At 70.1% G+C, this 26,455-nt stretch carries 25 protein-coding genes; 13 read left to right on the top strand and 12 right to left on the bottom strand.

Annotation, left to right across the window (positions count from 1 at the left end; genetic code table 11):
• Positions 1–17: 17 nt before the first annotated feature.
• The 7 genes from OHS16_RS00980 to OHS16_RS00950 form a co-directional block, all read right to left on the bottom strand.
• Positions 18–1,451, bottom strand: coding sequence for an aminobutyraldehyde dehydrogenase (locus tag OHS16_RS00980; RefSeq protein WP_328535204.1), 1,434 nt, complete (start codon positions 1,449–1,451; stop codon positions 18–20).
• A complete protein-coding gene (locus OHS16_RS00975; RefSeq protein ID WP_328535203.1) occupies positions 1,444–2,757 on the bottom strand; it encodes a flavin monoamine oxidase family protein in 1,314 nt (437 codons plus the stop codon). The genes OHS16_RS00980 and OHS16_RS00975 overlap by 8 nt, the downstream gene beginning before the upstream one ends.
• Before the next feature lie 43 nt (positions 2,758–2,800).
• Positions 2,801–3,904, bottom strand: coding sequence for an ABC transporter ATP-binding protein (locus OHS16_RS00970; protein WP_328535202.1), 1,104 nt, complete (start codon positions 3,902–3,904; stop codon positions 2,801–2,803).
• Between the two features lie 5 nt (positions 3,905–3,909).
• Positions 3,910–4,749, bottom strand: a complete 840-nt coding sequence (locus tag OHS16_RS00965; protein WP_328535201.1) for an ABC transporter permease — start codon at positions 4,747–4,749, stop codon at positions 3,910–3,912.
• Entirely contained in the window at positions 4,746–5,648 is a 903-nt protein-coding gene (locus tag OHS16_RS00960; RefSeq protein ID WP_328535200.1) for an ABC transporter permease, read from the bottom strand. The genes OHS16_RS00965 and OHS16_RS00960 overlap by 4 nt, the downstream gene beginning before the upstream one ends.
• Before the next feature lies 1 nt (position 5,649).
• The gene (locus OHS16_RS00955; protein WP_328535199.1) at positions 5,650–6,780 is read right to left on the bottom strand and encodes a polyamine ABC transporter substrate-binding protein; all 1,131 of its coding nucleotides are present in this window, start codon (positions 6,778–6,780) and stop codon (positions 5,650–5,652) included.
• 172 nt (positions 6,781–6,952) lie between these two features.
• Positions 6,953–8,107, bottom strand: a complete 1,155-nt coding sequence (locus OHS16_RS00950) for an aromatic ring-hydroxylating oxygenase subunit alpha (protein ID WP_328535198.1) — start codon at positions 8,105–8,107, stop codon at positions 6,953–6,955.
• Positions 8,108–8,465: 358 nt separating this feature from the next.
• Here OHS16_RS00950 and OHS16_RS00945 point away from each other — a divergent pair, with 358 nt between their 5' ends.
• From OHS16_RS00945 to OHS16_RS00910, 8 genes are all read left to right on the top strand, one after another.
• Positions 8,466–8,870, top strand: coding sequence for a hypothetical protein (locus OHS16_RS00945; protein WP_328535197.1), 405 nt, complete (start codon positions 8,466–8,468; stop codon positions 8,868–8,870).
• The gene (locus OHS16_RS00940) at positions 8,867–10,150 is read left to right on the top strand and encodes an NADH-ubiquinone oxidoreductase-F iron-sulfur binding region domain-containing protein (protein ID WP_328535196.1); all 1,284 of its coding nucleotides are present in this window, start codon (positions 8,867–8,869) and stop codon (positions 10,148–10,150) included. The genes OHS16_RS00945 and OHS16_RS00940 overlap by 4 nt, the downstream gene beginning before the upstream one ends.
• Positions 10,151–10,162: 12 nt before the next feature.
• Complete coding sequence (locus OHS16_RS00935; RefSeq protein WP_328535195.1) at positions 10,163–10,351, top strand: ferredoxin; 189 nt, start codon at positions 10,163–10,165, stop codon at positions 10,349–10,351.
• Positions 10,352–10,353: 2 nt separating this feature from the next.
• Positions 10,354–12,441, top strand: a complete 2,088-nt coding sequence (locus OHS16_RS00930; RefSeq protein ID WP_328535194.1) for an acetate--CoA ligase family protein — start codon at positions 10,354–10,356, stop codon at positions 12,439–12,441.
• Between the two features lie 56 nt (positions 12,442–12,497).
• Positions 12,498–13,670, top strand: a complete 1,173-nt coding sequence (locus tag OHS16_RS00925; protein WP_328535193.1) for an acyl-CoA dehydrogenase family protein — start codon at positions 12,498–12,500, stop codon at positions 13,668–13,670.
• 56 nt (positions 13,671–13,726) lie between these two features.
• Entirely contained in the window at positions 13,727–14,899 is a 1,173-nt protein-coding gene (locus tag OHS16_RS00920; RefSeq protein ID WP_328535192.1) for an acyl-CoA dehydrogenase family protein, read from the top strand.
• 216 nt (positions 14,900–15,115) lie between these two features.
• Positions 15,116–15,982: a 3-hydroxybutyryl-CoA dehydrogenase gene (locus OHS16_RS00915; RefSeq protein WP_328535191.1), complete on the top strand. Its 867-nt coding sequence runs from the start codon at positions 15,116–15,118 to the stop codon at positions 15,980–15,982.
• A 112-nt stretch (positions 15,983–16,094) separates the two neighbouring features.
• Entirely contained in the window at positions 16,095–16,706 is a 612-nt protein-coding gene (locus OHS16_RS00910; RefSeq protein WP_328535190.1) for a TetR/AcrR family transcriptional regulator, read from the top strand.
• A gap of 151 nt (positions 16,707–16,857) precedes the next feature.
• On the opposite strand, the gene OHS16_RS00905 is transcribed toward OHS16_RS00910, so the two are convergent.
• The 5 genes from OHS16_RS00905 to OHS16_RS00885 all read right to left on the bottom strand — a co-directional run bounded on the left by OHS16_RS00905 (position 16,858) and on the right by OHS16_RS00885 (position 21,145).
• On the bottom strand, positions 16,858–17,901 hold the full coding sequence (locus OHS16_RS00905; RefSeq protein ID WP_328535189.1) for a DUF2891 domain-containing protein: 1,044 nt from the start codon (positions 17,899–17,901) through the stop codon (positions 16,858–16,860).
• Positions 17,898–18,554, bottom strand: a complete 657-nt coding sequence (gene pcp / locus OHS16_RS00900) for a pyroglutamyl-peptidase I (RefSeq protein WP_328535188.1) — start codon at positions 18,552–18,554, stop codon at positions 17,898–17,900. The genes OHS16_RS00905 and pcp overlap by 4 nt, the downstream gene beginning before the upstream one ends.
• Positions 18,555–18,564: 10 nt before the next feature.
• The gene (locus OHS16_RS00895) at positions 18,565–19,533 is read right to left on the bottom strand and encodes a DUF979 domain-containing protein (RefSeq protein WP_328535187.1); all 969 of its coding nucleotides are present in this window, start codon (positions 19,531–19,533) and stop codon (positions 18,565–18,567) included.
• Positions 19,530–20,276, bottom strand: a complete 747-nt coding sequence (locus OHS16_RS00890) for a DUF969 domain-containing protein (RefSeq protein WP_328535186.1) — start codon at positions 20,274–20,276, stop codon at positions 19,530–19,532. The genes OHS16_RS00895 and OHS16_RS00890 overlap by 4 nt, the downstream gene beginning before the upstream one ends.
• Before the next feature lie 161 nt (positions 20,277–20,437).
• Positions 20,438–21,145, bottom strand: coding sequence for a GntR family transcriptional regulator (locus OHS16_RS00885; RefSeq protein WP_328535185.1), 708 nt, complete (start codon positions 21,143–21,145; stop codon positions 20,438–20,440).
• Between the two features lie 104 nt (positions 21,146–21,249).
• On the opposite strand from OHS16_RS00885, the gene OHS16_RS00880 reads away from it, so the two are divergent.
• The 5 genes from OHS16_RS00880 (at position 21,250) to OHS16_RS00860 (ending at position 26,436) form a co-directional block, all read left to right on the top strand.
• Positions 21,250–22,032: a LamB/YcsF family protein gene (locus OHS16_RS00880; RefSeq protein WP_328535184.1), complete on the top strand. Its 783-nt coding sequence runs from the start codon at positions 21,250–21,252 to the stop codon at positions 22,030–22,032.
• Positions 22,029–22,661 (top strand): 5-oxoprolinase subunit B family protein, encoded by a 633-nt coding sequence (locus tag OHS16_RS00875; protein ID WP_328535183.1) that lies wholly within the window; start codon positions 22,029–22,031, stop codon positions 22,659–22,661. Before OHS16_RS00880 ends, OHS16_RS00875 begins: the two co-directional genes overlap by 4 nt.
• Positions 22,658–23,599 carry a biotin-dependent carboxyltransferase family protein gene (locus tag OHS16_RS00870; protein WP_443042533.1) on the top strand — a complete coding sequence of 314 codons (942 nt, stop codon included), beginning with the start codon at positions 22,658–22,660 and terminating at the stop codon, positions 23,597–23,599. Before OHS16_RS00875 ends, OHS16_RS00870 begins: the two co-directional genes overlap by 4 nt.
• Before the next feature lie 395 nt (positions 23,600–23,994).
• Positions 23,995–25,374, top strand: a complete 1,380-nt coding sequence (locus tag OHS16_RS00865; RefSeq protein ID WP_443042728.1) for a cytochrome ubiquinol oxidase subunit I — start codon at positions 23,995–23,997, stop codon at positions 25,372–25,374.
• A gap of 48 nt (positions 25,375–25,422) precedes the next feature.
• Entirely contained in the window at positions 25,423–26,436 is a 1,014-nt protein-coding gene (locus tag OHS16_RS00860) for a cytochrome d ubiquinol oxidase subunit II (RefSeq protein ID WP_328535182.1), read from the top strand.
• Positions 26,437–26,455: the final 19 nt, after the last annotated feature.

Below are 26,455 nucleotides of genomic sequence, written 5' to 3'. Positions count from 1 at the left end.
GCCCGGGGCGGCACCGCTCACAGCATGACGTGCTTGGCCTGGGTGTAGTCCAACAGACCCGCCATGGACAGATCGCTCCCATAACCCGAGTGTTTGACCCCGCCGTGCGGCATTTCGGAGACCGTGGTGCCGTGGGTGTTCACCCAGACGATTCCGGTGTGCAGTGCTCGGGTCGCGCGCATGGCTCGGCCGTGGTCAGCGGTCCATACGCTCGCCGCAAGCCCGAACCGCACACCGTTGGCCAGCTGGAGCGCCTCGGTCTCGTCGGCGAAGGGCTGCACGGTGACGGCCGGGCCGAAGATCTCCTCGCGGACGACCTCGTCGCGCTGGCAGACACCGGCGATCACTGTGGGGGAGTGGAACCAGCCTGGACGCAGCACCGGTGTGCCGCCGGTCACCACCTCCGCATGCCCGGGAAGTCGGCTCAACATGCCTTCCAGGGAAGTGAGTTGCTGGAAGCTGTTGAGCGGCCCGTAGTCCGCGGGTGACTCGTCCGGCGGGCCGGTCCGCAACTGTGCCGCGCACGCGGCGAATGCGGTGAGGAACGCGTCATGGATGCGCTCATGCACCAGGAAACGGGTGGGGGCAGTGCAGTCCTGGCCCGCGTTGTAATACGCGACGGCCGCGAGCTCGCCGGCGGTGGCCTCGATGTCCACGTCGTCGTGGATGATGACCGGGGCGTTCCCGCCCAGCTCCAGATGGACCCTTTTGAGGTCCGTCGCTGCGGCCGCGGCGATCTCCCGGCCGGCTCGGACACTGCCGGTGACGGCGACCAGACGGACGGCCGGATGGGCGGTCAGTGCACGGCCCGTGTCGCGGTCACCGCAGACCACGTTGAGGACGCCGGGCGGCAGGTGTTCGGCGGCGATCCGCGCCAGCAGGGCGGTGGAGGAAGGCGTGGTGTCGGCCGGTTTGAGGACGGTCGTGTTGCCCGCGGCCAGCGCCGGAGCGATCTTCCACGCGGCCATCATCAGCGGGTAGTTCCACGGGGTGATCTGGGCGCAGACACCGACCGGGTCGCGACGCAGCAGCGAGGTGCGGCCCGGCGTGTACTCGGCGGCCGCGGTGCCCGGCAGATTCCGGGCCGCTCCCGCGAAGTAGCGCAGCGCGTCGGTGACCGCGGGGAGCTCTTCCGACCGGAACTGCTGCGGTGGTTTGCCGGTGTCCCCGACCTCGGCGGCCACCAGTGCGTCGGCGTGGTCCTCCAGTGCATCGGCAATCCGCAGCAGCGCCTGCTGCCGTTCAGCCGGAGTTGTCAGGGACCAGTCGGGGAACGCCGCCTCGGCGGCCGCGCAGGCCGCGTCCGTGTCCGAAGGGCCGGAACGAGGGGCGGTGCGGTGCACCTCTCCGGTCGCGGGGTTCACCAGCTCCATGAGTGCTCCGGTGGCGGCAGGCCGGTCGCTCCCCGCGATGTGGTTGAGGACGGTAGCAGAGCCGGGAGAGTCAGCCATGACGCAGCACCTCCCGGGCTGTGGCGCGGCCGGTGCGGACCGCGCCTTCCATGTATCCGGCCACCCACTGGTCGGATCCGCAGACGTAGAAGGGAGGTTCGTGGGTGCCGTGCAGTGGGCCGACAGCCATCACGTCGCCGGGGTTCCACTGGGTGACGTACCCCTGGGTCCACGGGTCGGTGCCCCACATCCGCAACGAGGAGGTGAAGGGCCGCAGCGCCTCGTCGCCGTAGAGGCGGGCGATGTCGCCGAGCAGTTCCCGGTCGCGCAGTGCGGCGGGCATGCCGAGCAGTACGCCGTAGCGTTCGGGCGGTATCAGGGCGGAGAGGATTCCCTCGCTCTGCGGCCAGGTGCTGCCGAGCACGCCTTCGCACTCCGAGAGGCCGTTGAGGCCCTGGTGACGCCAGAACGATGTGTCGTAGGCAGCGGTGAACTTGGCTGCGACCGCTTGCCGCTGGCGGTGCAGGGAGCTCATACGCGCGTCGGATACGCCGTCCACGGTGACCGAGCGCAGTGGCCCGACCGGAAGGGCGCTGACAACGGCATCGGCCGACAGGGACTCTCCGCCGGCCATACGCACGGCGCAGTGCCCGGGGCGGATCGTGAGCTCTTCGACGGGTGCGCCGAGCCGTATCCGGCCATCCAGCTCGCCGGCCATCCGGAGCGCCACCGTGGCGGAGCCCTCGGCCACCCGCAGCCCTTCCCAGTCCTCGTAGTCGTAGGGGCCGTCCCCGGGGACTGCGGCGTGTTTGCGCAGTGCGGCGAGCAGCGAGGTGCGTTCGTAGGAGCCGGAGGCGAGAGCGAGCTGGCCTATTTCCCAGAGGCGGACGACGGCGGCGCTCGCGCCCCGGGAGCGCAGCCAGGCGCCGACCGAGAGGTTGTCGAGGGCGGTGGCGTCGGCGTGTGACCAGGGGTCGTGCGGGTCGACGGTCCGGGCCAGCGCGACGAACTCCGCGGTGACCTGCTGATGGTCCGCCTCGTCGCCGGGGCCGAACCAGTGCGGGGGTTCCCCGGTCGACAGCCCCTCGGGTGTGGCACGGGCCATCCGGCCGGGCTCGCCGACGTAACTGGGGACGAGTGTCAGCCCGAGTTCCGCAGCGAGTGCGAGGTAGGCGGTGTGGGCCCGGCCGACCACCTCGCCGCCGAGCTGGACCAGCCGTCCGTCGGGCAGGACGGACTGCTCGACGCGACCGCCGACCCGCTCGCGGGCTTCGAGGACGAGGACGTCGGCGCCGCCCGCGCTCAGGTCCCGGGCCGCGGCGAGACCGGCGAGGCCGGCCCCGAGCACAATGACATCGTGGTTCATGGGACGTGTGTTCCTCTTCTTGCGTGGAGGGGGCGGACGGGGCTCAGTCGAGGACCAGGCAGTGTTCGGGCCGCCAGCCGATCTGCACGCTTTCGCCGCCGCTCCAGCGGTCCTCCATGCGTGAGCGGTCGGTGTTCTGCTCCAGTACGGACAGGGAGACGTCGGGGGCGAGTTCGATGAGATACGTGGTGGTGGGGCCGGAGTAGACGGTCTCCCGGACCACCCCGCTCACCACCGCCATGCCCGGTTCGAAGTCGGAGAGCCAGATCTTCTCGGGCCGTATCGACAGGCTGACGCTGCTGCCGTCGGTGAGCCCGGGGCGGCGGCCCACCGGCAGCGCGGGGCCGCAGTCGAGGACGATCTCGCCGGAGCGGTAGGTGCCGGGCACGAGGTTGGAGGTGCCCATGAAGGACGCCACGAAGCGGCTCGACGGGCGTTCGTAGACGTCCTCGGGCGGGCCGCACTGTTCGACGTGGCCCGCGTTCATCACCGCCACCCGGTCCGACATGGTCAGCGCCTCGTCCTGGTCATGTGTGACGAAGACGAAGGTGATGCCGACCTCGCGCTGGATCTGTTTGAGTTCGACCTGCATCCGGCGGCGCAGCTTCAGGTCGAGCGCGGCCAGCGGCTCGTCGAGCAGGAGCACCTGGGGGCGGTTCACCAGGGCGCGGGCCAGGGCTACGCGCTGGCGCTGGCCGCCGGAAAGGGTGCGGGGCTTGCGGTCCGCGAGGTCCGCGAGCTGTACCCGTTCGAGCATGGTGGCGACACGTTCGCGGATCTCCGCGCGGGGTACTCCTTTCCGCTTGAGGCCGAAGGCGACGTTGTCCGCCACCGAGAGATGGTCGAAAAGCGCGTAGCTCTGGAAGACGGTGTTGACATTGCGTTTGTCCGGCGGGAGCGCGGTCACGTCCTCGCCGCTGAGCAGGATCGTGCCGGCGGTGGGATCGGTGAAGCCGCCGATCATCCGCAGGGAGGTGGTCTTGCCGCAGCCGGAGGGGCCGAGCAGGGAGAAGAACTCGCCGGGCGCGATGTCCAGGGAGAGGTCCTGGACGGCGTACCCGCCGCCGTAGCTCTTGCTGACCGCGTCGAGCCGGACGGCGGGCTGCGGGACGGATGCCGCGGTGGCGGTGGTGTCGTGGGACGTCATGTGTGTCACTCCCCGGAGAGCAGGTCGAGGCCACCGCGGCGGCCGAACAGCCGCGGGATGGCCAGCGCGAGGCCGATGAGGCCGATGGATCCGGCCAGCATCAGCGTCCCGACGGCGTTGATGGTGGGCTGCACGCCGAAACGGATGGCCGAGTAGATGCGGACGGAAATCGGCTGCGGGTCGACGCCGGTCGTGAAGTACGCGAGTACGAAGTCGTCGAAGACGAGGGCGAAGACCAGCACCGCGGCGGCGAGGATGCTGGGCAGCAGGGCCGGCAGGGTGACCAGGCGCAGCGCCTGCCAGCGAGTGGCGCCGAGGTCCATCGCCGCTTCCTCGACCTCCGGATTGAGGGCCGCGATGCGGGAGCGGAGAATCACCGTCACATAGGAGATGGAGAAGGTGATCTCCGCGAGCATCACGGTGCCGGAGGAGAGGGTGATGCCCATGCCCTTGAAGAGCAGCATCGCCGCGACGCCGGTGACGATCTCCGGAGTGACGAGCGGGACGAGCATGATCAGGCCGGCCAGGGAGCCGAGCCGGGTGCGGGAGCGGACCAGGCCCAGCGCCAGTGCCACACCGAGGATCACCGACCCCGCCATGGCGACCAGGGACACCTTGAGGCTCATACCGAGGGAGTCGATCAGCACGTGGTCGTGGAAGAACGCCGAGTACCAGCGGAGGCTGAAGCCCTTGAAGACGGTGAGGGACTTCTGGGCGTTGAACGAGAAGAGGACGACGACGGCGATGGGGAGGTAGAGGAGGAGGAAGAAGACTGCCGTGATAGCGAGCGCTGCGCGCGGCCGGCGATCGGTTCCGCGTCGCCGCCGGAGGGGGCGGAAGGTCATTGGGTCGCCTCCGCTTCGTCCTTGCGGGTGCGCCGCAGGTAGCCGAGCATTCCGATGAAGAGCACCGCCATCATCAGCATCGTGAGGGCGGAGCCGAGCGGCCAGTTCTGGCCCTCGAAGAACTTGTCCTGGATCAGGTTGCCGATCATGATCTGGTCCGGGCCTCCCATCAGCTGAGCACTCACGAAGTCCCCCATGGCGGGCAGGAAGACGAGGACGGCGCCCGCGGCCGCGCCCTGCCGGGTGGCGGGCAGGGTGACGAAAAGGAAGGTCCGCAGCGGACCGCCGTAGAGGTCGCGGCCCGCTTCGATGAGCGAAAGGTCCATGCGTTCCAGCGCCGCGTACAACGGAATGATCATGAAGACGACGAAGCCGTAGACGAGCCCGGCGACCACTCCGACACCGCTCTGAAGGATCTTGGTGTTGCCGTCGGCGAGTCCGACGGCGCGCAGCGTTCTGAGCAGCGGCCCGCCGTCGGAGAGTACGACGGACCAGCCGTACATCCGGACCAGGTAGTTGGCGAAGAACGGGACGACGATCGCGGCGATCAGGAGATTCTTGAAGCGTCCGCCGTGCAGCGCGATCGCATAGGAGACCGGATATGCCACGAGCAGACAGATGACGCAGGCGATCAGCGCATAGCCGAGCGACCGCAGCAGCACGATCCGGTAAGCGGGGTCGGCCAGTGCCGTGATGTTGGAGAAGTTGAGCCCGAAACGCGGGTTGCCGAGGGGGTCGGTGGTGCCGAGGGCCAGGGTGGCCACCAACACAAGGGAGGCGATGAGGAACCCGGTCATCCAGAGCGTGCCGGGCAGCATGAGCCAGGTCCACAACCGGGCGCCCGAGGCGGAGGAGCCACGCTGTGGCCGGGACGGTGCCGATGGGGTGCGTTGTGCCATGTCAGCCGGCTTTCACGTGGGTCCAGGCGGTATCCCGGGCTTGCTCGCCCTTGGGCGAGGTGTTGCGGAAGAAGAGGTCGGCCTTGAGGTCGTCGGGGGTGACCAGGCACTGGGGAAAGGGCTTAACGATCGAGGCGTAGACGTCTTCGCTTCCGCCGACCGGCATGGGGTAGCCGATGTACTCGATGTTCTTCCGTACGTTCGCGGGACGGAGCATGTAGTCGATGAAGAGCATCGCGGTGCCCGGGTGCCGGGCGTTGGCGGGGATCGCGTAACAGTCGGAGTTGATCGGGGCGCCCTCGCGGGCCACCTCGAAGCCGAGGACCGAGGGGTCCTTGGCCTGTCCGAGCATGGCGGCCATGTCGCCGCTCCACGCCTGCGTCATGACCGCGTTGCCGTTGAGCAGGTTGTTGTAGCTGTCGCTGGAGAAACCGCGCAGCCGGGGCCGCAGATCCTGCAGTGTGGCGGTGATGCGGTCGAGATCGTGCCGCTCGGATGTCCCGATGCCGAGGCCGAGCTTGAGCGCCGCCATGGCGAGCACCTCGTCGCGGTCGTCGAGCACGAAGACCTTGCCGCGGGCGCGGTCGTTCCACAGGTCGTTCCAGGAACCGGCCAGGTCGTCCCCGATCCTGTCCTTGCGCCACCCGATGCCCGTCTTGTACATGGTGAACGGCACGGTGTGCGCGGAGTGCCGGTCGTACCAGGGGTCGGCGAAGTAGTGGTACCGGCCGAAGACGGCATCGGCGTGGGTGAGCCGTGAGTGGTCGATCCGGCGCAGCCGGCGGCCCGCGGCCAGCCGCTGCGCCCACTTCGCGGTGGGGAAGATGATGTCGTAGCGGTTTCCGGCGTTGAGCTTGGCGGCCATGCCTTCCATGGAGTCGAAGTTCGACTGGATGACCTTGACGCGGTATTCCTTCTCGAATCCGTCGAAGACCGCCGGGGACACGAAGTCGGCCCAGTTGAAATACACCAGATCGCCATCGGCCTTGACGTCGATCGGTTTGTCCGGGTCGCCGAAGGCGTTACGGTCCTCCGGCAGGAAACCGCAGCCCGCGAGAGTGAGGCCGAGGGTGGCGGCGGCGCCGGCGAGGACGGCGCGTCGAGTGGGTGGCGGGGGTGCCTCGGGGGACATCGGTGGTCCTCTCCGTAGGGGGCGAGCGCTGCTTCAGGGCGCGGTCGTGAGTGCACGGAAGCCCTGGTTTCCGTGCGGGACCCGTCAGCCGTGGCGCGGTGCGGCGTGCGCCGGGAGCTGGCTGATAAAGCGGAGGGGGACGGTGCGTAAGGCTGCTTCGCCGGCGTCCGGCTCAGCGGTCGGTGCCGTCGAGGTCCGCGCGCACACGGCCGGCGAACCAGCCGACAGCCGCCTCGCGCCGGGACAGCGGGCCGGGCTCGAAGCCGGGAGTGGTGAGGCCGCTTTGTACGCGGGCCACCAATTCGGCGTCCTCGTCATTGGTGATCCAGCCGATGTGGATGTTGAGCCGCCGGGCGAGCCGGGTCCGCGGACTCGTCCCGCGGCGGGTGTAGAACGCGCCCGGTACGGCCACGCGGTCGACTGCCGTCGGTATGGCGGTCCAGGCAAGCACATGGTCGGGGTAGAAGTCGATGAGTGTGTTGGGATAGATCACCGCGTAGCGCCAGATCCGCCGGTCCGCATCGGTCAGCCCCGGCATGGGGGAGGTGATGCGCTGGTACAGGCGTTCCGCCCAGTTCGAGGACGGCTTGTCGCGCAGCGGCGAGGCGAACAGTGCGTAGGACTCGTCGATCTCGCAGGTGTAGCCCTGGTAGTCGAGCAGTCGCATCAGCCCTGGGTGGGCGACCGGGACGTGATAGCCCTCCAGGTAGTTGTCGACGGCCACCTTCCAGTTGGCCTGCTGTTCCTCGGCCCCTGCCACATCGTGGATCCGGCTGCGGCCGACCGGGACCAGGTCGGGCCCGGCGTAGTGCCCCACTGCCTCCGCAAGTCCGGCGCACTGCTCGGCCAGCGGCACGGCGTCCGCGTCGAGGTTGGCGAAGACGAAACCGAGGAAGGACTCCACCCGGACCGGGAAGAGGCCGAGCGCCGGTTTGTCCAGACAGGGGATCTGCCGCGCCTCGGGTGCGCCGACCAGCCGTCCGTCGAGCTTGTACGTCCAGCCGTGATAGGGGCAGCGGATGGCCTTGCCGGCCGGTTCAGGGGTGGTGACCAGACGGGTGCCGCGGTGCCGGCATACGTTGAGGTGCCCGGCCAGCGTGCCGTCCTCGGTACGGACGACCAGCACCTCACGGTCCGCGACGGTCGCGGCCAGCCGGGCTCCGGGCCCCGGCAGATCCGATTCGTGGCACACCAGCTGCCAGGAACGGGCGAAGATGTGCCGGGTCTCGGCGGCGGCCGTCGAGGGGTCGGTGTAGTAGCGAGCGGGCAGTGCCTGCCCGGGGGACTGCTGCGTCGGCGGTGATGTCTCGACGGCTTCGGACTGCATCGGTATCTCCTAGTGCCGCACGGTGACGAAGGATGTCGCGGCGGGCCCGGAGACGCTGGGCGAGCCGGACCGGCGTACCGGAATCCTGTGCTGACTAATTGGTCAGTCAGACTGCTGAGGTGTTTCCGCGAAGTCAAGACTTGTGGACTGACTAATTGATTAGTTAGCTTAGTCGTATCGCTGCTCCCGGCGTTCCGTCGCAGCGGACACCGGCAGCGAGCGGGCGTCCCGCGCCCTTCTTCCCCTCGCCGAACCCATCCCACGGCACCGCAGTGCCGCCTCGCTGCGGACCTCACTCGAAGCCCGCAGCCCGGCGCCCAGGCCGTGCACCGTTCCCCACCCTCTCCCGGAGGCACGTATGAGCGGTCGTCGGAGTCTGATCTGGCTCGGGCTCACCCCCGAACCGGAGCGGGAGCTGCCACCCGCCGTCGCGTCCCTCCGGACCGGACAGGGCGCCATGCCGGCGCCGCAAGGAGTGGCGGCCGAGCGCCGCCGCGTCGAGGCCCTGATCCTGCACGGCACACAGCGCGGCTGGCTCCGGTATCTCGCCGAAGTGACCTCCCTGGTGACTGCCGTCGCCGAGGGCACCGCCCGCGGCGACCCGCGGGAAGCGCTCCTCGCAGCAGAGGTCGTCCTTGACCACCACCGCATGCTCATCGGCCTCCCGGGAACCGGATACGGCCGGACGGCGGCGGACCGCAGAGCCCTGGAAAGCGCGGTGCGCACGCTGCGCGCCGCCCCACCGGACGGAGACCGACGATGACCGGGACCGACTCCCTGCTGTCACGAGGAGCCCCCGCCGTGCTCGGCATGACGCCGGAGCGGACCGAGGCGGCCGACGAGTACGCCGCGACCGGGGGCTACCGCGACGCGACAGGCCCCGGCGAACTGCTCGGTCACATCGCCGCCGCGGGCCTGCGCGGCCGCGGCGGGGCGGGGTTCCCCGTCGCCGTGAAACTCCGCGCGGTCCGCGACGCCGGAGCCCCTCCCGTCGTAGTCGCCAACGGTGAAGAGGGGGAACCCGGTTCCGTCAAGGACCGCTGGCTGCTGCGGGCCAGGCCGCACCTCGTCCTCGACGGGCTCGCCCGCGCCGCCGCGATCACCGGTGCGCGCCGCGGCTACGTCTATCTGGCCGACCCGGTCGCGGGCGAACGGATCCGCCGGGCGCTCACCGAGCGGGAAACGGAGCTGCCGGTGGAGGTCATCGAGACCCCGCACACCTACGTCGCCGGCGAGGAGACCGCCGTGGTCCGCCGGATCAACGGCGGCCCCGCCCTGCCGACCGCCAAGCCGCCCCGCCCTTACGAACAGGGCGTCGGTGGTGCACCGACACTCATCGCCAACGTCGAGACCCTGGCCCGGATCGCGCTCCTCGCCGCACGGCCGGAGGAGCGGCGCCGCACGGCCCGCGCCACCCTGGTGACGCTCTCCGGCGGGAGCGCCGGACCGCTGCTCGCCGAGGTGCCGTACGGCACCACGCTGCGCACCCTGGCGCGGACCCAGGGCACTCCGGAGCCGGTCGGCGCCCTGATGGGCGGACTGTTCGGCGGACTCATCGGACCCCGGTCCCTGGACCTCGCCCTCGACCCCGACACCCTGAGCGCCGCCGGCACCGCCCTGGGATGCGCAGCGATCCGCTTCCTCGCCCCTGACGAGTGCCCGGTCTCCGTCGCCGCCCTCGCCGCCCGCCACCTCGCGGCACAGAGCACACGCCAGTGCGGCGTCTGCGTCGCGGGTACCGGATCGATCCACGATGCGCTGACCGCACTCGCCTCCGGCACCGCTGAGGCCGGCGTGCACACCAACCTCCACCGCTGGTCCACCGCCCTGCCCGGTCGCGGCGCCTGCGGGCTGCTCGACGCCGCGGCGGGTACGGCCGGCAGCCTGCTGCGGGCTTTCCCGCACCTCGTCAGCTCCCATCTGGACGGCCCCTGCCCGACCTGTGAACGCGATGCCCGCGCGGCACGGCAACTGACCGTGGCCGTACCGAAGGTGACCGACCGGGCCGAAACCCTCCCGGACTCCGCACCCTGCCCTCGCTGAAAGGAATCCCCCGTGAAGCTTCTCCTCGACGCCACCCGCTGCCAGGGCTACGGCCTCTGCCATGAACCGGCTCCCGATCTCATCGACCTCGATGAATGGGGCTATGCCACCGTCGTCGCCCAGCCCGGCTCCGGCGCCGCCGAAGCCGCCGCCAGCGCCGCCGCGGCCTGCCCCAACTCCGCCCTCAAGTGGGAGAGGTGACCATGGGACGTGACCTGTCGGCCCTGTTCGACCCCACGTCGGTAGCGGTGGTCGGTGCCAGTGACGACCCGGCGAAGTACGGCCACGCGGTCGCCTCCCAGGCCCTGAGGGCTCCCGGCCGCCGGCCCGTCCACCTCGTGAACCGCCGCGGCGGAACGGTCCTGGGACGCGCCGCCGCCACCGGCCTCGCCGACATCGGCGAACCCGTCGATCTCGTGGTGATCGCCGTACCGGGTGCCGGGTTCGAGACCGCCGTCGACGACGCACTGGCCTGCGGCGCCCGTGCCATCGTCGGTATCACCGCCGGCTTCGCCGAAACGGGTCCCGCGGGACTGGCGCGCCAACAGGCCATCGCCGCACGGGTGCGCGAGGCCGGCGCCGTCCTCGTCGGCCCCAACTGCCTCGGCATCACCGACAACACAACCGAGCTCTATCTCGCATCGGACCGGTTCGCGCCCGGCGGCATCGCGCTGCTCAGCCAGAGCGGCAACCTCGCCCTCGAACTCCAACTCCGCTGTGCTCCACACGGGTTGGGATTCTCCCGCTTCGTCTCCCTCGGCAACCAGGCCGACGTCACCCTGGTCGACCTCGTAGAGGACGCCGCCCGGCACCAGCCCACCCGCGCCATTGCCGTGTACGCGGAGGACTTCGGGGACGGCCGTGCCTTCGCCGAGGCAGCCGCCGCCGCGGGTAAACCGGTCGTGCTGCTCACCGCGGGTCGCGGCTCCGCATCCGCCCGCAGCGCACAATCGCACACCGGCGCCCTGACCACCTCCGCCGACGTCGTGGCCGCGGCCTGCCGCGACGCGGGTGTGGAACTGGTCGCCACACCACGCGAAATGGCCGTTGTGCTCGCCGCGCTCGACGGCGGACGACGCGCCACCGGGCACCGGACAGCGGTGTGCACCGACGGCGGCGGTCACGGAGCCATCGCAGCGGACGCCGCGGAATCCGCGGGACTTTGCGTTCCCGAACTCGGCCCCGCCGACCAGGACCGGCTCCGGACCCTGCTGTGGGCCCAGTCCGCCGTCGGCAACCCCGTCGATCTCGCCGGGATGGGCGAGCAGAACCCGCACTCGTACGGTGACACCGTCGGTGCGCTGCTCGCCTCCGACGACATCGATTCCGTCCTGCTGACCGGTTACTTCGGCGGCTACTCGGCCGCCAAGGGTGGGCTGGGCGGCCCGGCATCCGACAGCGGAACGATGGGCGGCGGCAACGCACTCGCGGCCGGCGAGCTGGAGACCGCCCGGCAGATGGTCAGCCACGCGACGGCGACGGCCAAGCCCCTGGTGGTGCAGTCGATGTTCCCCGAAGCGCCGAGCTGCCGGACACTGGTCGACGGGGGCATCCCGGTGTTTGCCGCCACCGAGGACGCGGCGCGTGCGCTGACAGCCATGACCGCGGCCCGGACCGCGGGACCCGCCGGCGTGTGCCCGCTGCCGCCCGCGGCGCCACCCCTGCGGGACAGCGGATACCACGGCATCCGGGCGCTGCTCAGCGCGGCGGGAGTGCCCTTCCCCGCAGCCCGGGAGATCACCGACGAGGCCGGACTGCGCGCCGCGGCGGACGAGTTCCCCGGGCCGTACGTCCTCAAGGCGCTGCACCTGCTGCACAAGTCCGACGCCGGCGGGGTGGCGCTCGGGCTGCCCGACCGGGAGGCCCTGGTGGCCGCCTACCGGGAGATGGCCGGCCGGCTCGGAGCCGCCTCCTACTCCGTCGAGGCGATGGCCGATCCCACAGACGGCGTAGAACTCATCGTGGGTGTCAACCGCGACCCCCGGTTCGGGCCGGTCGCCATGGCAGGCCTGGGGGGTGTGCTCACCGAGGCCCTGCACGATGTCGCGTTCTCCCTGGCGCCCGTACCGGCAGCCCGGGGCGAACGACTGCTGACCGGCTTGCGGACCTCCGCACTGCTGAGAGGAGTACGCGGCAGGCCCGCGGTCGACGTGGCGGCAGCGGCGGCGGCCATCGAGCGCATCACCGAAGTGGCCGCCGCCCACCCCGAGATCGCGGAACTCGAGGTCAATCCACTGCTCGTCCGCCCGGACGGTGTCCTCGCGCTCGACGCCCGCGCCGTACTCGCCTGAATCCAGCTCCCCGCAACCACCCTCTCCGCCACCGCGCCCCGTCCCCGGAGGACACCATGGACTTCCGCTACACCCCGCACCAGGCCGGCCTGAAGGCCAGGGCCGCCGCATACACCGAACTCCTCATGCGCTACGAGAACCAGTCCGAGGAAGCGGGCGGACCACTGCCCGCCGACACCGTCCGCGAGCTCACCCGGGCCGCGATCGACGCAGGCGTCTACGCCATCAACATGCCCGAGAAGTGGGGCGGTCCCGGCCTGTCCCTGCTCGACCAGGTCATCGTCGAGGAGGAGTTCGGCAAGGTCACCAACTGCCTGTGGGACATCCCCTGGCGCCCCGCCAACGTCCTGGCGTACGGCACCGAAGCCCAGCGGGAGAAGTACCTGCTGCCCGTCATCCGGGGGGAGCGCTTCGACGCCTTCGCGGTCACCGAACCCGGCGCGGGCTCCGACCCCGGCTCCGGCACCAGCACGGCCACCCGCGCCGACGGCGGCTGGCTGCTGAACGGCGAGAAGTGGTTCGTCACCTGCGGCGACATCGCCGACTTCCTGCTCGTCCAGGCGGACGCCGGCCCCGAGCGGGCGGCCACTCTCTTCTTCGTCGACAAGCAGGCACCGGGCGTCGACATGACCCGGGTGCCACGCTTCATGCACTCCGCCGTGAACGGACACCCCGAGTTCACCTTCACCGACGTCTTCGTCCCTGACGAAGACGTGCTCGGCGGCGTCGGCAACGGCTACGAACTGACCAAGGAATGGTTCACCGACGAGCGGCTGATGATCGCGGCGCGGACGACGGGTGCGGCCGAGCGGGCGCTGGGGCTGGCACGTGACTGGGCCGTGGAGCGGCGGCAGTTCGGAGCGCCGATCGCGGACTTCCAGCTGGTCCAGGGCATGCTCGCGGACTGCGCCGTGGACATCGCCGTCAACCGCGCCTACACCCATCAGGTCGCCTGGGAAGCCGATCAGCCGCACACCGACCGCAAGACGCTGCATGCGAAGGCGTCGACCGCGAAACTCGCCGCGAGCGAGGCTGCCGGGCGGGTCATCGACCGGTGTGTGCAGATCTTCGGCGGGCGGGGCTACGACCGGTCGTACCCGGTGGAGCGGCTGTACCGCGAACTGCGGGTGGACCGGATCTGGGAAGGCACATCCGAGATCCAGCGACTGATCATCGCCAACGAGCTCATCAAGCGCGGCACCCGCGCCCTCGACCTCCCCCTGACCTGACCCCCCTGCCCCCACCCGTCCAACGGTCTGTCTGCCACCGAACTCCGAGGAATGACATGGACTTCCGTCTCACCGCCCGCCAGGCGGAGCTCAAGAGCACCGCACGCGAACTCACCGCAATCCTCACCGCCTACGAGGTCGACTGCGAGGAGAACAACGGCCTGCCGCCGCAGGCTCACGCCGACATCCGAACTGCTGTCCTCGACAGCGGACTGCAAGCGGTCAACATGCCGCGGGAATGGGGCGGCGCGGGTCTCACCATCCTGGAGCAGGCCATCGTCCAGGAGGAACTGGGCCGGCTGACCGGGGCCCTGTGGGACACCGTCTGGCGCCCGGCCAACGCCCTGCGTTTCTGCACCCCGCAGCAGCGCGAACGGTACCTCGAGCCGGTCATCCGCGGTGAGCGCCGCGACTGCTACGCCGTGACCGAGCCAGGCGCGGGCTCCGACCCGCAGAACCTGGCGACCACCGCGACCCGCACCGCGGACGGCTGGGCGCTGAACGGCGAGAAGTGGTTTGTCACCGTCGGGGACCACGCCGACTTCCTCATCGTCCTCGCCGCAGCGGGCGACGACCGGGCCCCCACCTTGTTCCTCGTCGACAAGGACACCCCGGGCATCGAGATGACCCGGGTGCCGCGCTTCATGCACACCTTCGTCTACGAACACCCCGAGTTCACCTTCACCGACGTTCGGGTCGCCGAGGACGCCGTTCTGGGCGGCATCGGCAACGGTTACGACATCACCCGGTCCTGGTTCACCGAGGAACGGCTGATGATCGCGGCGCGGACGACGGGCGCGGCCGAGCGGGCGCTGGGGCTCGCACGTGACTGGGCTGTGGAGCGGAAGCAGTTCGGTGTACCGATCTCGGACTTCCAGCTCGTGCAGGGCATGCTCGCGGACTGCGCCGTGGACATCGCCGTCAACCGCGCCTACGCGCATCAGGTGGCCTGGGAGGTGGACAACGGAACCGCGGACCGCAAGACCCTGCACGCCAAGGCCGCCATCGCCAAACTCTCCGCCAGCGAAGCTTCCGGGCGGGTCATCGACCGGTGTGTGCAGATCTTCGGCGGGCGGGGCTACGACCGGTCGTACCCGGTGGAGCGGCTGTACCGCGAACTGAGGGTGGACCGTATCTGGGAAGGCACATCCGAGATCCAGCGCCTCATCGTCGCCGGCGAACTGATCAAACGGGGCACGGGAGTTCTGCAGATGCCCACCGCCGGCTGACACCCCGCGGCGTGCCACGGCCCTCCGCCGCGGCACGCCGTCTCCCGGACACGGATGCACACGGATACGCCCGCCCGCACGGACCCGGACAGAGCCATACCCGGACACAGCGCACGTACGGACACAGCCACCCACAGACACATACAGGCGCAGGTGAGAACAGCTCACCTCGGCACGGGCGCTCCGCCCGCACCCGGATGTTCACGAAGGAGCACGATGGCCGCTATCGACATCGCACGGACCGGCGTCGTGGGCTGCGGCCTGATGGGAGCCGGCATCGCGGAGATCTGCGCGCGGGCGGGGCAGGACGTGGTCGTCGTCGAGACGGACCAGGTCCTGGCGGCCTCCGGGCGCCGCCGGATCGCGGCTTCTCTCGAACGGGCCACCACTGCCGGCAAACTGTCCGCCGAGGGCCGGGACGCCGCTCTGGCACGGATCACGACCACCACGGACATGGACGCGCTGACCGACCGCGATCTCGTCGTCGAAGCGGTCGCCGAGGACGAGGCCACAAAGGTGGCGGTGTTCGCCCGGTTGGACTCCACCGTGCGACGGCCCGACGCCATCCTGGCGACCAATACCTCTTCCCTGCCCGTCATCCGCCTCGCCGCGGCCACCACCCGACCGCACCAGGTGGTCGGCCTGCACTTCTTCAATCCCGTGCCGGTACTGCCGCTGGTCGAGCTCGTTCCCTCCCTGTTGACCGCACCGGACACCACCCGGCGTGCGCAGTCGTTCGCGACCGATGTGCTGGGCAAGGAGGTCGTGCGCGCAGGTGACCGGGCAGGCTTCATCGTGAACGCGCTCCTCGTGCCCTATCTGCTGTCCGCCATCCGGATGGTGGAGTCCGGCACCGCTTCAGCGGACGATGTCGACCGCGGTATGCGACTGGGCTGCGCCCACCCACTCGGCCCGCTCGCTCTCGCTGATCTGATCGGCCTGGACACCGTCCAGGCCATCGCCGAATCGATGTACGACGAGTTCCGCGAATCGCAGTACGCGCCCCCGCCGCTGCTGGCCCGCATGGTCGAAGCGGGCCTGCTCGGCCGTAAGTCCGGCCGGGGCTTCCACACCCACCTATGACGCACCGGGCGCACCGTGCGCCCGGAAGGTGATGCGAGAGGATGGAGGGAACGAGACAACGGGCCGTTCGACGGCCCGTCGGCACACTGACACCAACCCGGGGAGCACTCACGTGGCCAAGGCCGAACGCACTCTCGAAACGCGTGAGCGGATCCTGTCCGCGGCGTGCGAAGTGATCGCCGAGGTCGGCTTCGAAAAGATCCGGATGCGCATGGTCGCGGAACACGCCGGAGTATCCACGGCACTGCTCCACTACCACTTCGAGAACCGCGAGAAGCTCTTCGCCGAGGCGATGACCCACTCCTTCGGCCATACCGGTACGGAACTCGAACGGGACGCCGACACGGTCCCGGCCGCGGTCGTGCTGGCCCGCATTCTGCACAGCATGCTGCCCACCGACCCGGAACTCCGGCAGGACTGGCGGCTCTGGCAGGAGCTCTGGGTCAGGGCGCTGCGCGACGACACGGCCCAGCAACTGGCCGTCGACCTCTACGATCAGTTGCACGCCTGGGTGGGCCAGGCATTGCAGCGTGGCATTGACTCCGGCGAGTTCGCCGACTGCGACGTCGATGCAACCAGCACGCTGCTGCTCGCCCTGTGCGACGGGTTCGGCATCCGGCTGATGCTGGGTGACCCCCGGATCGACCTGGCCGCCGCCCAGTCCGCCGTCTGGGGAGCCGCCGCCCGGGAGCTGGACATCGCCCCGGAGTTTCCTGAGCTCTAGGTATGGGCCGGGTTGGAGAGCCTGGGCCGTGTGTGAGAAGTCCCGGCTGTCCTGGGCGGACGCTACTACTCAAACACGGCAGGCTCTCGACCTGCTCGGCTCCCTCGTCCTTGCTCATGATCTCCGGGACGATCGTCCGGCCGCCCCGCCCTCAACTCTCCAGGGCCAGTACCGCGAACGTGGCCAGCCAGTGATCCGTGGTGAAATCCCCGGACGTGGTGGCCGGCAGGCCCGCGGTCAGATGTGCGTCGGCCGCCGCCGTGAGGACATCCGTGCGTTCGTCACCGGCCGGCAGAGCGCGGGCGATCCTGCGCAGCGCGGCCGCCCGGCTGAGACACAGGCCCAGCAGGTGCCCGATCTGCGGGTCCGCGCTGTCCGAGATATGCGGGAGCGCCAGGAAGACTGCCGCCCAGCGGCTGATCGTCGCCTCTGTGAGTTCCGGAAGGAACGCCGTCAGCCAGTCGGCGAACGCCACGCGGGGGAGGACCCGCGCCATTGCTTCCGCCTCGGCCAGGGCGGGGGAGAGGAAGTCCTGCCCCGACGGCTCCCAGCGCAGCGCGGCCCCGTGATCGGCCCCGAACCAGTCGCGCAGGCGGTCGGTCACCGGCTCCACCAGCTCGGGGACTCCCGCGCCGCCCGCGCTGTCCAGTACGAGACCGAGCCCGAAAGCGCTGTTGACATGCGTGCCGTGCCGAACCGGGTACGTCGCCTTCGGCAGCCAGTCCAGGATGAGCCCCGACACCGTACGGACGGCCGGCGCGAGCGCCGCGGACCAGCGCGCGTTTCCCAGCGCGGCGCACTCGGCGCTGAGCGCCAGCAGCCACGCCCAGCCGTAGGGGCGTTCGAACGAGGGGTGGGTCAGCAGGTAGTCGGCCTCGGTTGCCAGCGCGTCGGCCGTCAGATGGGCGTCGAGTGCTCCGGTCACCGCGGCGGCGTCGATGTGGTCGCCGCAACGGCGCAGCAGCCGCACCATGAGCCAGTGCATGTGCACGGAGGAATGCCAGTCGTAGGCGCCGTAGAAAGCCGGGTGGTGCGTGCGTGGCGGCACCAACTCCTGAGGGCCGCCGAGCAGATGGGCCGGGGCGTTGGGGTATTCGCGGGTCACGTTCTCCAGTGCGAGACGGGCGAAGGCGGCGGCTCGCCCGGCGAGTGCCGCACAGGGGAGTTCCGAGGGATGCGGTGCTGCTGTGTTCAATGTGTCGCTCCGCCGGTTTCCCGGATGTCGGTGACGGTGTCGCGCGCCGCGACCAGGATGGCCCGGAGGCCGGTTGCGATGTCGTCGGCGGCCATGGAAGGGACGGCCCGGTGGGCGACCTGAGCGGGGACGTACGGCACGTGTACGAACCCACCGCGTATACCGGGATGCTGGGTGGCGATGAGGTGTGCAAGCCCATAGAAGAGGTGGTTGCACACAAAGGTGCCCGCGGTCTGCGACACCGAGGCCGGCACGCCGGCCTTGCGGGCGGCCGCCACGCATGCCTTGACCGGGAGCGAGGAGAAGTACGCCGCGGGACCGGCCTGCACGACGGGCTCGTCGACGGGCTGCCTGCCGGCGTTGTCGGGGATACGCGCGTCGTCCACGTTGATGGCGACGCGCTCGACGGTGAGGTCCGGCCGGCCGCCCGCCTGTCCGATGCAGAGCACGAGTTCCGGGGACTGCGCCTCGATGGCGTCACGCAGTTCGTCGATGGCCGCTCCGAAGACACAGCTGATCTGAACGGCGGTGACGTTGGTGCCGGGCGGGGGATGCTGGGCGACGCGGCGGGCCGCCTCCCAGGAGGGATTGGCGTGTTCGCCGTCGAACGGCTCGAAACCGGTGACCAGCACCCGTGTCGGAAGAGTACTCATGGGGGACCGTTCAGAAGGCGAAGAGGTAGAGGATGCAGACGTTGCAGGCAAGAAGGGCCACCGCGGTGGGGGCTTGGGCCTTGATGGGCCCGTACTGGTCCTTCAGCTCCAGCAGCGCGGCCGGAACGAGGTTGAAGTTCGCTGCCATGGGCGTGACGAGCGTCCCGCAGAAGCCGGCGAGCATGCCGATGGCGAGGACGGCGGGCGGGTTTCCATGCATCTGTGAGATGAGGACCGGCCAGCCTATCGCCGCGGTCATCACCGGGAAGGCAGCGAAGGCGTTGCCCATGATCACCGTGAACATGGCCATGCCGATGCAGTACAGCGCCACGGCGGCGAACTTCTGGCCGTCGGGCAGGACGCTCTCAGTGAGCGTGCGGACCTGGGTACCGACACCCGCGGCCTGAAAGATCGTGCCGAGCACGGACAGCAGCTGCGGCAGCAGAAGCGCCCAGCCCATGGCCTCCAGCAGCCCTCGTCCCGCATGCACCGGAACGGACACCCGGCGCTCGCGGAGGACCCACATGCCCACGCCGACCGCGACGATCGCGCCGATACCCAGTCCGAGGATCGTCTCGGATCCCGGCTCCAGAACGGGCCTTCCGCCGATCGACACCTTCTTCACCAGCACGGCGCACACCATCGCCACCACCGGGATGGTGAGGGCGGGGATGAAGAGCTTGTTGCCGAAGCGAGCGGCGAGCGCCGATCGCTCCTTCTCGGAAGTGGTTTTCGGCTCGCCCCTGCCGACCAGGTTGAAGCCGCCCAGACAGATGAGGGCGAGGACGGCGAGCCCGAGCGGCTCGGCCGGCACCGACTTCTGCGTGACACCCGTGCTGTAGAGGAAGCACGCGCCCAGCAGTCCCCAGAAGGCGGCCGATGTGAACCGCTTGGGATTGCTGGTGTCCCGCATCATCTGCAGGGCCATGACGATGAAGACCGCGCCGACCAGCCAGAAGAACCATTCGGACTTGATCATTCGGTGCCTCCTGCGATGCGGCGGGGGCTGTTGTCACCCGGCGTCTGTACGGCGATCTCCGCGTTGACGGTGATCAGCTCGCGCTCCAGCGCGCGGTCCAGGTACAACAGCCGGCCACCGTGGATCACGAAGGCGCACACGGCGCTGGGTATGGCCCACACGGCGAGGCTCAACGGCTCGAGGTGCGTGTGGTACGTCGCATTGACGAAGCCGGTGATGAGAAGAATCGATCCGATGGCGAGGAAGCAGTCCTCACCGAAGAAGACGCCGACGGTGTCGGCCGCGGCCGAGTGCGAGCGGACCTTCTCCCGCAGCCGTTCGGGAAGCGGGCGGCCACCGTTCGCGCGTTCGGCGGCGGCTTCGGCCATGGGCGCGACCATGGGACGCACGCTCTGCGCCGGGCCGCCGATGGTCTGCAGTCCGACGGCGGCGGTGAGCTGGCGCAGCAGGAGGTACAGGGCCAGGAAACGCCCCGTTGTCAGCTTGCCGAGTCTGGTCACCAGGGTGCGGGCCTGCTGCTGCAGACCATTGCGCTCCAGGAGGCCGATCACCGGGAGTGTGACGGCGAAAATCGTCACCGAGCGGCTGGAGGCGAAGCCCTCCCCGAAGGTTCTGAGGATGTCGTCGGGGGACAGGCCGCCGAGCAGGCCGGTGGCGATACCGGCGACCCCAACGACCAGCAGAGGGTTGCGTCGTGTGGCGAATCCGAGGACCACCACGAGGACGCCGAGCAGAACGATCATGCTGACTCGGCCTTCCAGGCATGAGGGGCAGGGACGGCGACCCGGGATGCGGTCGCGGAGGCTGGGAGCCATCTCTGCTGCCAGTCGCCAAGGAGGCTAAGGGATTGTTCAACGATTCGACTATGACGTACGTCTCATTCGTGCCCTGCGGACGACTGGGTTCAGCGCGCGCTCGGCGCAGCCGCCTCTGGGTACGCCTCGGTGAGCTGGCGCCGGGAGTCCTCCAGGTAGAAGCCCAGCAGCCGCTCCGCGGCCGGGGCATCGCCCTGCTGGAGCATGGTGAGAATGTCACGGTTGCGGGTGAGGTAGGGCTCATGGAAGCGGCGTGGATCGTTCATCACGTGGAAAGCCAGCCGCAGCTCGGCGAGTACCCCCCGCATCAGATCGTCGGTCCGCTCGCTGCCCGCCAGCCCGGTCACCGCCTGATGGAAGCGGATATTCGCGGTGGAGCAGTCCTGCCAGCGACCGTCGGCGGCGGCATCCTCGCCTGTCAGGACCGCTTTCTCCACGTCGGCCAGCAGGTAAGGCGGAGCGGCCAGCGACCGCAGGGCCGCACACTCCACCAACAGGCGGACACGGTAGATGTCCACGATGTCCGCCGTGCTGAGGCGGCGAACGAATGTTCCCTTGTTGAGGTGCTGCACCAGTAGTCGTTCGTGGGTGAGCAGCCGGAAGGCCTCACGCAGCGTGTTGCGGGATACACCGAGGGCGCCCCCGATCTCACCCTCGGTAAGCCGATCGCCCGGACGCAGTGTGCCCCGGGTGATGCGAGCACGCAGAACGTCCGCCACCCGCTCCGCGGTACTGGTGCGTCCCAGCAGCGCGCGGTCCGCGCTCAGTTCGGACGCGAGGTCGGCATCGGTCGGCATGAAGGTCTCCCCCAGGGTGAGTGCTGTCTCCAGTGAAGCGAAGAAACACGAGCCGAACAACAGGCTCTTGTAGAATTGTTCAACAATCGCTTACTTTGGTGGTGATGACCACCAGGAATGACACGCCCATGAGCACGATCGACCTCAACGCCGACCTCGGCGAGGGCTTCGGCCGCTGGGAACTGACCGACGACGAGGCACTGCTCGCCTCCGTCACCAGCGCCAACGTCGCCTGCGGATTCCACGCGGGCGACCCTTCGACGATGCGCCGGGTCTGCGAACAGGCCGTCGCCCACGGTGTACGCATCGGCGCTCAGGTCTCCTATCGCGACCTGGCCGGCTTCGGCCGACGGGCGATGGATGTGCCGGCCGCCGAGCTGGCCGCCGAGGTGGCCTACCAGATCGGCGCTCTGGACGTGTTCGCCCGCGCTGCGGGCGGCCGCGTCGCGTACGTCAAACCGCACGGCGCCCTCTACAACCGCGCGGTCCGCGACGGGGAGCAGGCCGCCGCGGTCATCGAGGGAATCCGCCTCGCGGTCACCGCGCTCCCGGTGCTCGGCCTGCCAGGATCGGAACTGCTCGCGGCAGCAGCCGCCGCCGGCCTGCCCGCCGTACAGGAGGCTTTCGCCGACCGCGCCTACCGCCCCGACGGCACGCTCGTACCCCGGACCGAGGAGGACGCCGTTCTCGAAGACCCAGCCCTGGTGATCCGCCGCTCCGTGCGTATCGCCCGCGACGGCGCCGTCACCGCCGCCGACGGCAGCACGCTGCGGATGCCCGCACGCTCGCTGTGCGTGCACGGCGACACTCCCGGAGCCGCCCGGCTGGCCGCGGAGATCCGTGGGGCGCTGGCCGGATCCGGGGTCGATGTCCGGGCCTTCGCATGAGCGCCCCGCTCGTCCACCGCGTCGGCCGGAACGGACTACTGGTGGAGCTCGAGGACGCCGAGGCCGCGGAGGCCCTGCACGCCGAGATCCTGCGCCGCCGCGTCGACGGCACTCTGCCGCCCGTACGCGAGGTGGTACCCGGCGCCCGCACGATCCTGCTCGACGGCCTGTCCGAGCCGCAGCGGCTTGCCGCGGAACTACCGTCCTGGGACGTGCCCCCGCTGCGACGGGACGAAGGCAGCGCCCTGGAGATTCGGGTCCGTTACGACGGTCCCGACCTCGACGAGGTCGCCGGACTGTGGGGGGTGGACACCGCCGAGGTGGCCCGCATCCACGCGGGCACCGTGTTCCGGGTCGCTTTCTGCGGATTCGCACCGGGTTTCGCCTACCTCACCGGGCTCGACCCGGAGTACCACGTGCCTCGCCGTGCCGATCCGAGGACCAGTGTTCCCGCCGGGGCCGTCGCCCTGGCCGGCCCGTACACCGGCGTCTACCCGCGTTCGTCGCCCGGCGGGTGGCAGCTGATCGGCACTGCTCCCGGCACCGTGCTGTGGGACAGCGCCCGCAAGCCCGCCGCGCTGCTGGCCCCGGGCACCCGGGTCCGCTTCGTCCCCGAGGAGAGCCGTTGAGCGGCACCGGTATCCCGGGCCCGAGTGCCCACAGTCCGAACTCCACCGCCCGAGGGGCGCTGGTCGTCGTACGGGCCGGCGCGCTGACCACCGTCCAGGACCTCGGCCGCCCCGGCTACGCCCATCTCGGGGTGTCGCGCTCAGGGGCGCTCGACGAACCGGCGCACCGGCTGGCCAACCGGCTGCTCGGCAACCCGGAGAGCGCCGCCACCCTGGAGACCACCTTCTCCGGCTGCGCCGTGCGCGTGCCGGGTCCCGCCGTCGCGGTGGTCACCGGCGCGCCGTGTCCCGTCACGGTCGACGGCAGGCCGGCCCCCTGGGGAGTACCGGTACGGCTGCCGGCCGGCGCCGTGATCGACGCCGGTCCCGCCACGCACGGACTGCGCAGCTACCTCGCATTCGCGGGAGGCATCCAGGTGCCCGCCGAGCTGGGCAGCCGGGCCACGGACCTCCTCTCCGGCATCGGCCCCGCACCCTTGCGCGATGGCGACCGACTGCCGGTCGGCCCACCGGGGCCGACTGATGGGCCGGGACGGGCAACGGTCGAAGCGGCGCGCTGGCAGGCGCCGCCGAGGGAACTGGTGCTGCCGGTCCTGTGCGGCCCGCGCACCGACTGGTTCACCGCGGATGCCCTGCGCACGCTGATGACGCGTACGTACCGCGTCTCTCCGAAGGGAAACCGGATCGGCCTGCGCCTCGACGGCCCGGCGCTGGAACGGGCACGTGACGACGAGCTGCCCAGCGAGGGGATGACGCTCGGCGCGGTCCAGGTCCCGCCGGAGGGCCGCCCGGTCGTCTTCCTCGCCGATCACCCCGTGACCGGCGGTTACCCGGTCATCGGTGTCGTCCCACCCGAACATCTGGCTCCGGCCGCCCAGGCCGTGCCGGGAACCCCGGTACGTTTCGTCCCGGCAGGCCCGGCGCCCCGCGACCGCTGACCCTCCGGCACGGGGCACGCCGGGCGGGGACGGAGACCCACCGCGGTGGCGCTCCGACACGATGCGACGCGCCACCGGAAGAGCCGCACCTGTATTTCACCCGCTTTCGGCGATGATGATCCGTGCACGCCCGCAGCCGATGTCCGCTGTGCGCACGGCCGTGTCCCCGCCCTGTAAGGGCTGTTCCGTGATTTTCGGCGGGCGCACGACGACAGCTACGCCACCTCGCCGCGTTGTCGCAACACACGAATACATCCAGTCCGCGGATGTCCCTCCGCTGTGCGATGTACCGCAACTGACGCCGTAGGCAATTCGACCTGGGATGACGGGACAGCCTTGAGGAGCCGTTCGTGTATCTGCCCGGCAGCCTTCCTTTCGAAGAAGCCGTACGGCCTCTGTCGATCGCCGCAGGTGCATCCCCGGGCGGGCTGTCGGCCGCGCGCGCCCAGATGGGTTTCTCTCTCGCCTGGCACATCGTCGTGGCCTGCCTCGGCGTAGGGCTGCCGCTGCTCACGTTGATGGCTGAGTGGTACGGCATCCGGACCGGCAACCCGGCCCATCGGCTGCTGGCCCGTCACTGGGCGCGGGCCATGGGGGTGCTGTTCGCCGTCGGCGCCGTGTCCGGGACCATTCTGAGTTTCGAGCTGGGCCTGTTGTGGCCCGGCCTGATGGGCAGATTCGGCCAGGTCATCGGACTGCCCTTCGCTCTGGAAGGAATCGCCTTCTTCGTCGAGGCGATCTTTCTCGGGATCTATCTCTACGCGTGGGACCGCATGCCGCCGCGCCGGCATCTGCTGATGGGAGTACCGATCGTCGTGGCCGGAGTCGCATCGGCTTTCTTCGTGGTGTGCGCGAACGCCTGGATGAATCAGCCCCGCGGCTACACCCTGCGCCGCGGAAAGGTGGTTGACGTTGATCCGTGGGCAGCGATGCTCAACCCGGCCGGTCCTCCGGAGACCGTCCACATGATCCTTGCCGCCCTGATGGTGGCGTCTTTCCTGACGGCTTCGGTGTACGCCGTCGCCCTGCTGCGTGGACGGAACGACACCTACCACCGGGTGGGCTTCTTGATCCCGTTCGTGTCCGGGGCCGTTGTCACGCCGTTCCAGCTCGTCGTCGGTGACTGGGCGGCCCGGTTCCTCGCCGACTACCAGCCGATGAAACTGGCCGGTATCGAAGGCGTCTACCGCACTGGTTCGCACGTGCCTCTGACACTCCTCGGCTTCGCGGAGGACGAGCGGCTGCGGTACGGACTCGAAGTCCCCAGCGGGTTGTCCCTGCTGGTGGGGTACCGGCCGGGCACGGTCGTCCGGGGACTGCGGGAAGTGCCACGGGACCAGTGGCCGCCGGTGACCGGAATGCACCTGGCCTTCGACACGATGGTCGGCGTCGGCTGTTTCCTGCTGGCCATGGGGCTGTGGCTGTTGCTTGGCGCGTGGTGGCGCCGGCGAAACGGGGGAGAACTGCTGACGATGCGTGGCTCCCGGGTCTTCCTGCTGCTCGCCGCGGTCAGCGGGCCGGCCGCCGTCGTCGCTCTGGAATGCGGCTGGTGCGTCACCGAACTCGGGCGCCAGCCCTGGATCGTATGGGGCGTGATGCGGGTCAGCGATGCGGTGAATCCCGCACCAGGACTGATGGCAGGGCTGTGGACGGTGCTCGTCGTCTACGCCGCGATGACCACGGCCACGGTGTACGTACTGCGCCGGATGACCCGCGACAGGCCCGTACCGATCGCCCCTCAGGAGAGCGATGTCGAGGACTACTCCGTCGTGTGACGACTGTCGCCGTCCTGTCGTGCCCCGCCCGCAGCTGAGGAGGCAATCGTGCTCGCCGACGTGACACTGGCCGTGATGTGGGCGGGACTCACCTGCTACGCGCTGTTCGGCGGAGCCGACTTCGGCGCGGGATTCTGGGACCTGCTGGCCGGCCGGGACCGTCGCGGACTCCCGCAACGCCGGCTCATCGAGCACAGCATCGGCCCGGTGTGGGAGGCCAACCATGTCTGGCTGATCTTCGTCATCGTGCTTCTCTGGGCCGGCTTTTCGCCCGTCTTCGCAGCTGTGCTGTCCACCTTGTACATTCCGCTGACGCTGGCTGCCCTGGGCATCATCGCTCGCGGGGCGGCATTCGCCTTCCGCAAGGCCAGTACCGAACTGTGGCAGCAACGTTTGTTCGGTGCCTGCTTCGCCCTGTCATCCGTAGTCACCCCGTTCTTCCTGGGTACCGTCGCAGGCGGGGTCGCTTCGGGCCGCGTACCGCCAGGGATCGCGGCCGGTGACACGCTCACCAGCTGGGTGAATCCCACGTCCCTGCTCGGCGGCGCACTCTCCGTTCTTACCTGCGCTCATCTGGCAGCCGTCTACCTGTGCGCCGACGCGGCCCGCGAGGAGGACGCGGCACTCGTGTCGGGCTTTCGCCGCAGGGCGATGCTGAGCGGACTGCTGAGCGGTCTGGTCGCGCTGGCCGGCATCGCCGTCCTGGATCACGACGCGCCGCTCCTCTTCCACGGCCTCACCCATCGAGCGCTCGCCCTGGTCGTTGTCAGCGGTGTCGCCGGCGTGCTGGGACTGGTCCTGCTGGCCGCCAGGCGCTTCGTTCCGGCCCGCGCGGCAGCGGCCCTCGCGGTCGCCACCATCCTCTGGGCCTGGGGCGCCGCCCAGTACCCCGCCATGCTCGTACCGGGCGTCACCGTCTCCGATGCGGCCTCCGTCGACAGCGTCCTGACCGCGTGCCTGATCGCACTCGGCGTCGGCTTCCTGATCCTCATCCCCTCGCTGTGGCTCCTGTACGCGACCTTTCAGCGAAAGCCGTCACCGGTGGGAAACAGGACGCGATGATCTTCCCGGCCACCGGCCA

Source organism: Streptomyces sp. NBC_00344, assembly GCF_036088315.1.
Lineage (GTDB): Bacteria > Actinomycetota > Actinomycetes > Streptomycetales > Streptomycetaceae > Streptomyces.
Note: the sequence above shows the minus strand (reverse complement) of the source record. Positions and strands in the feature narration are given on the sequence as shown.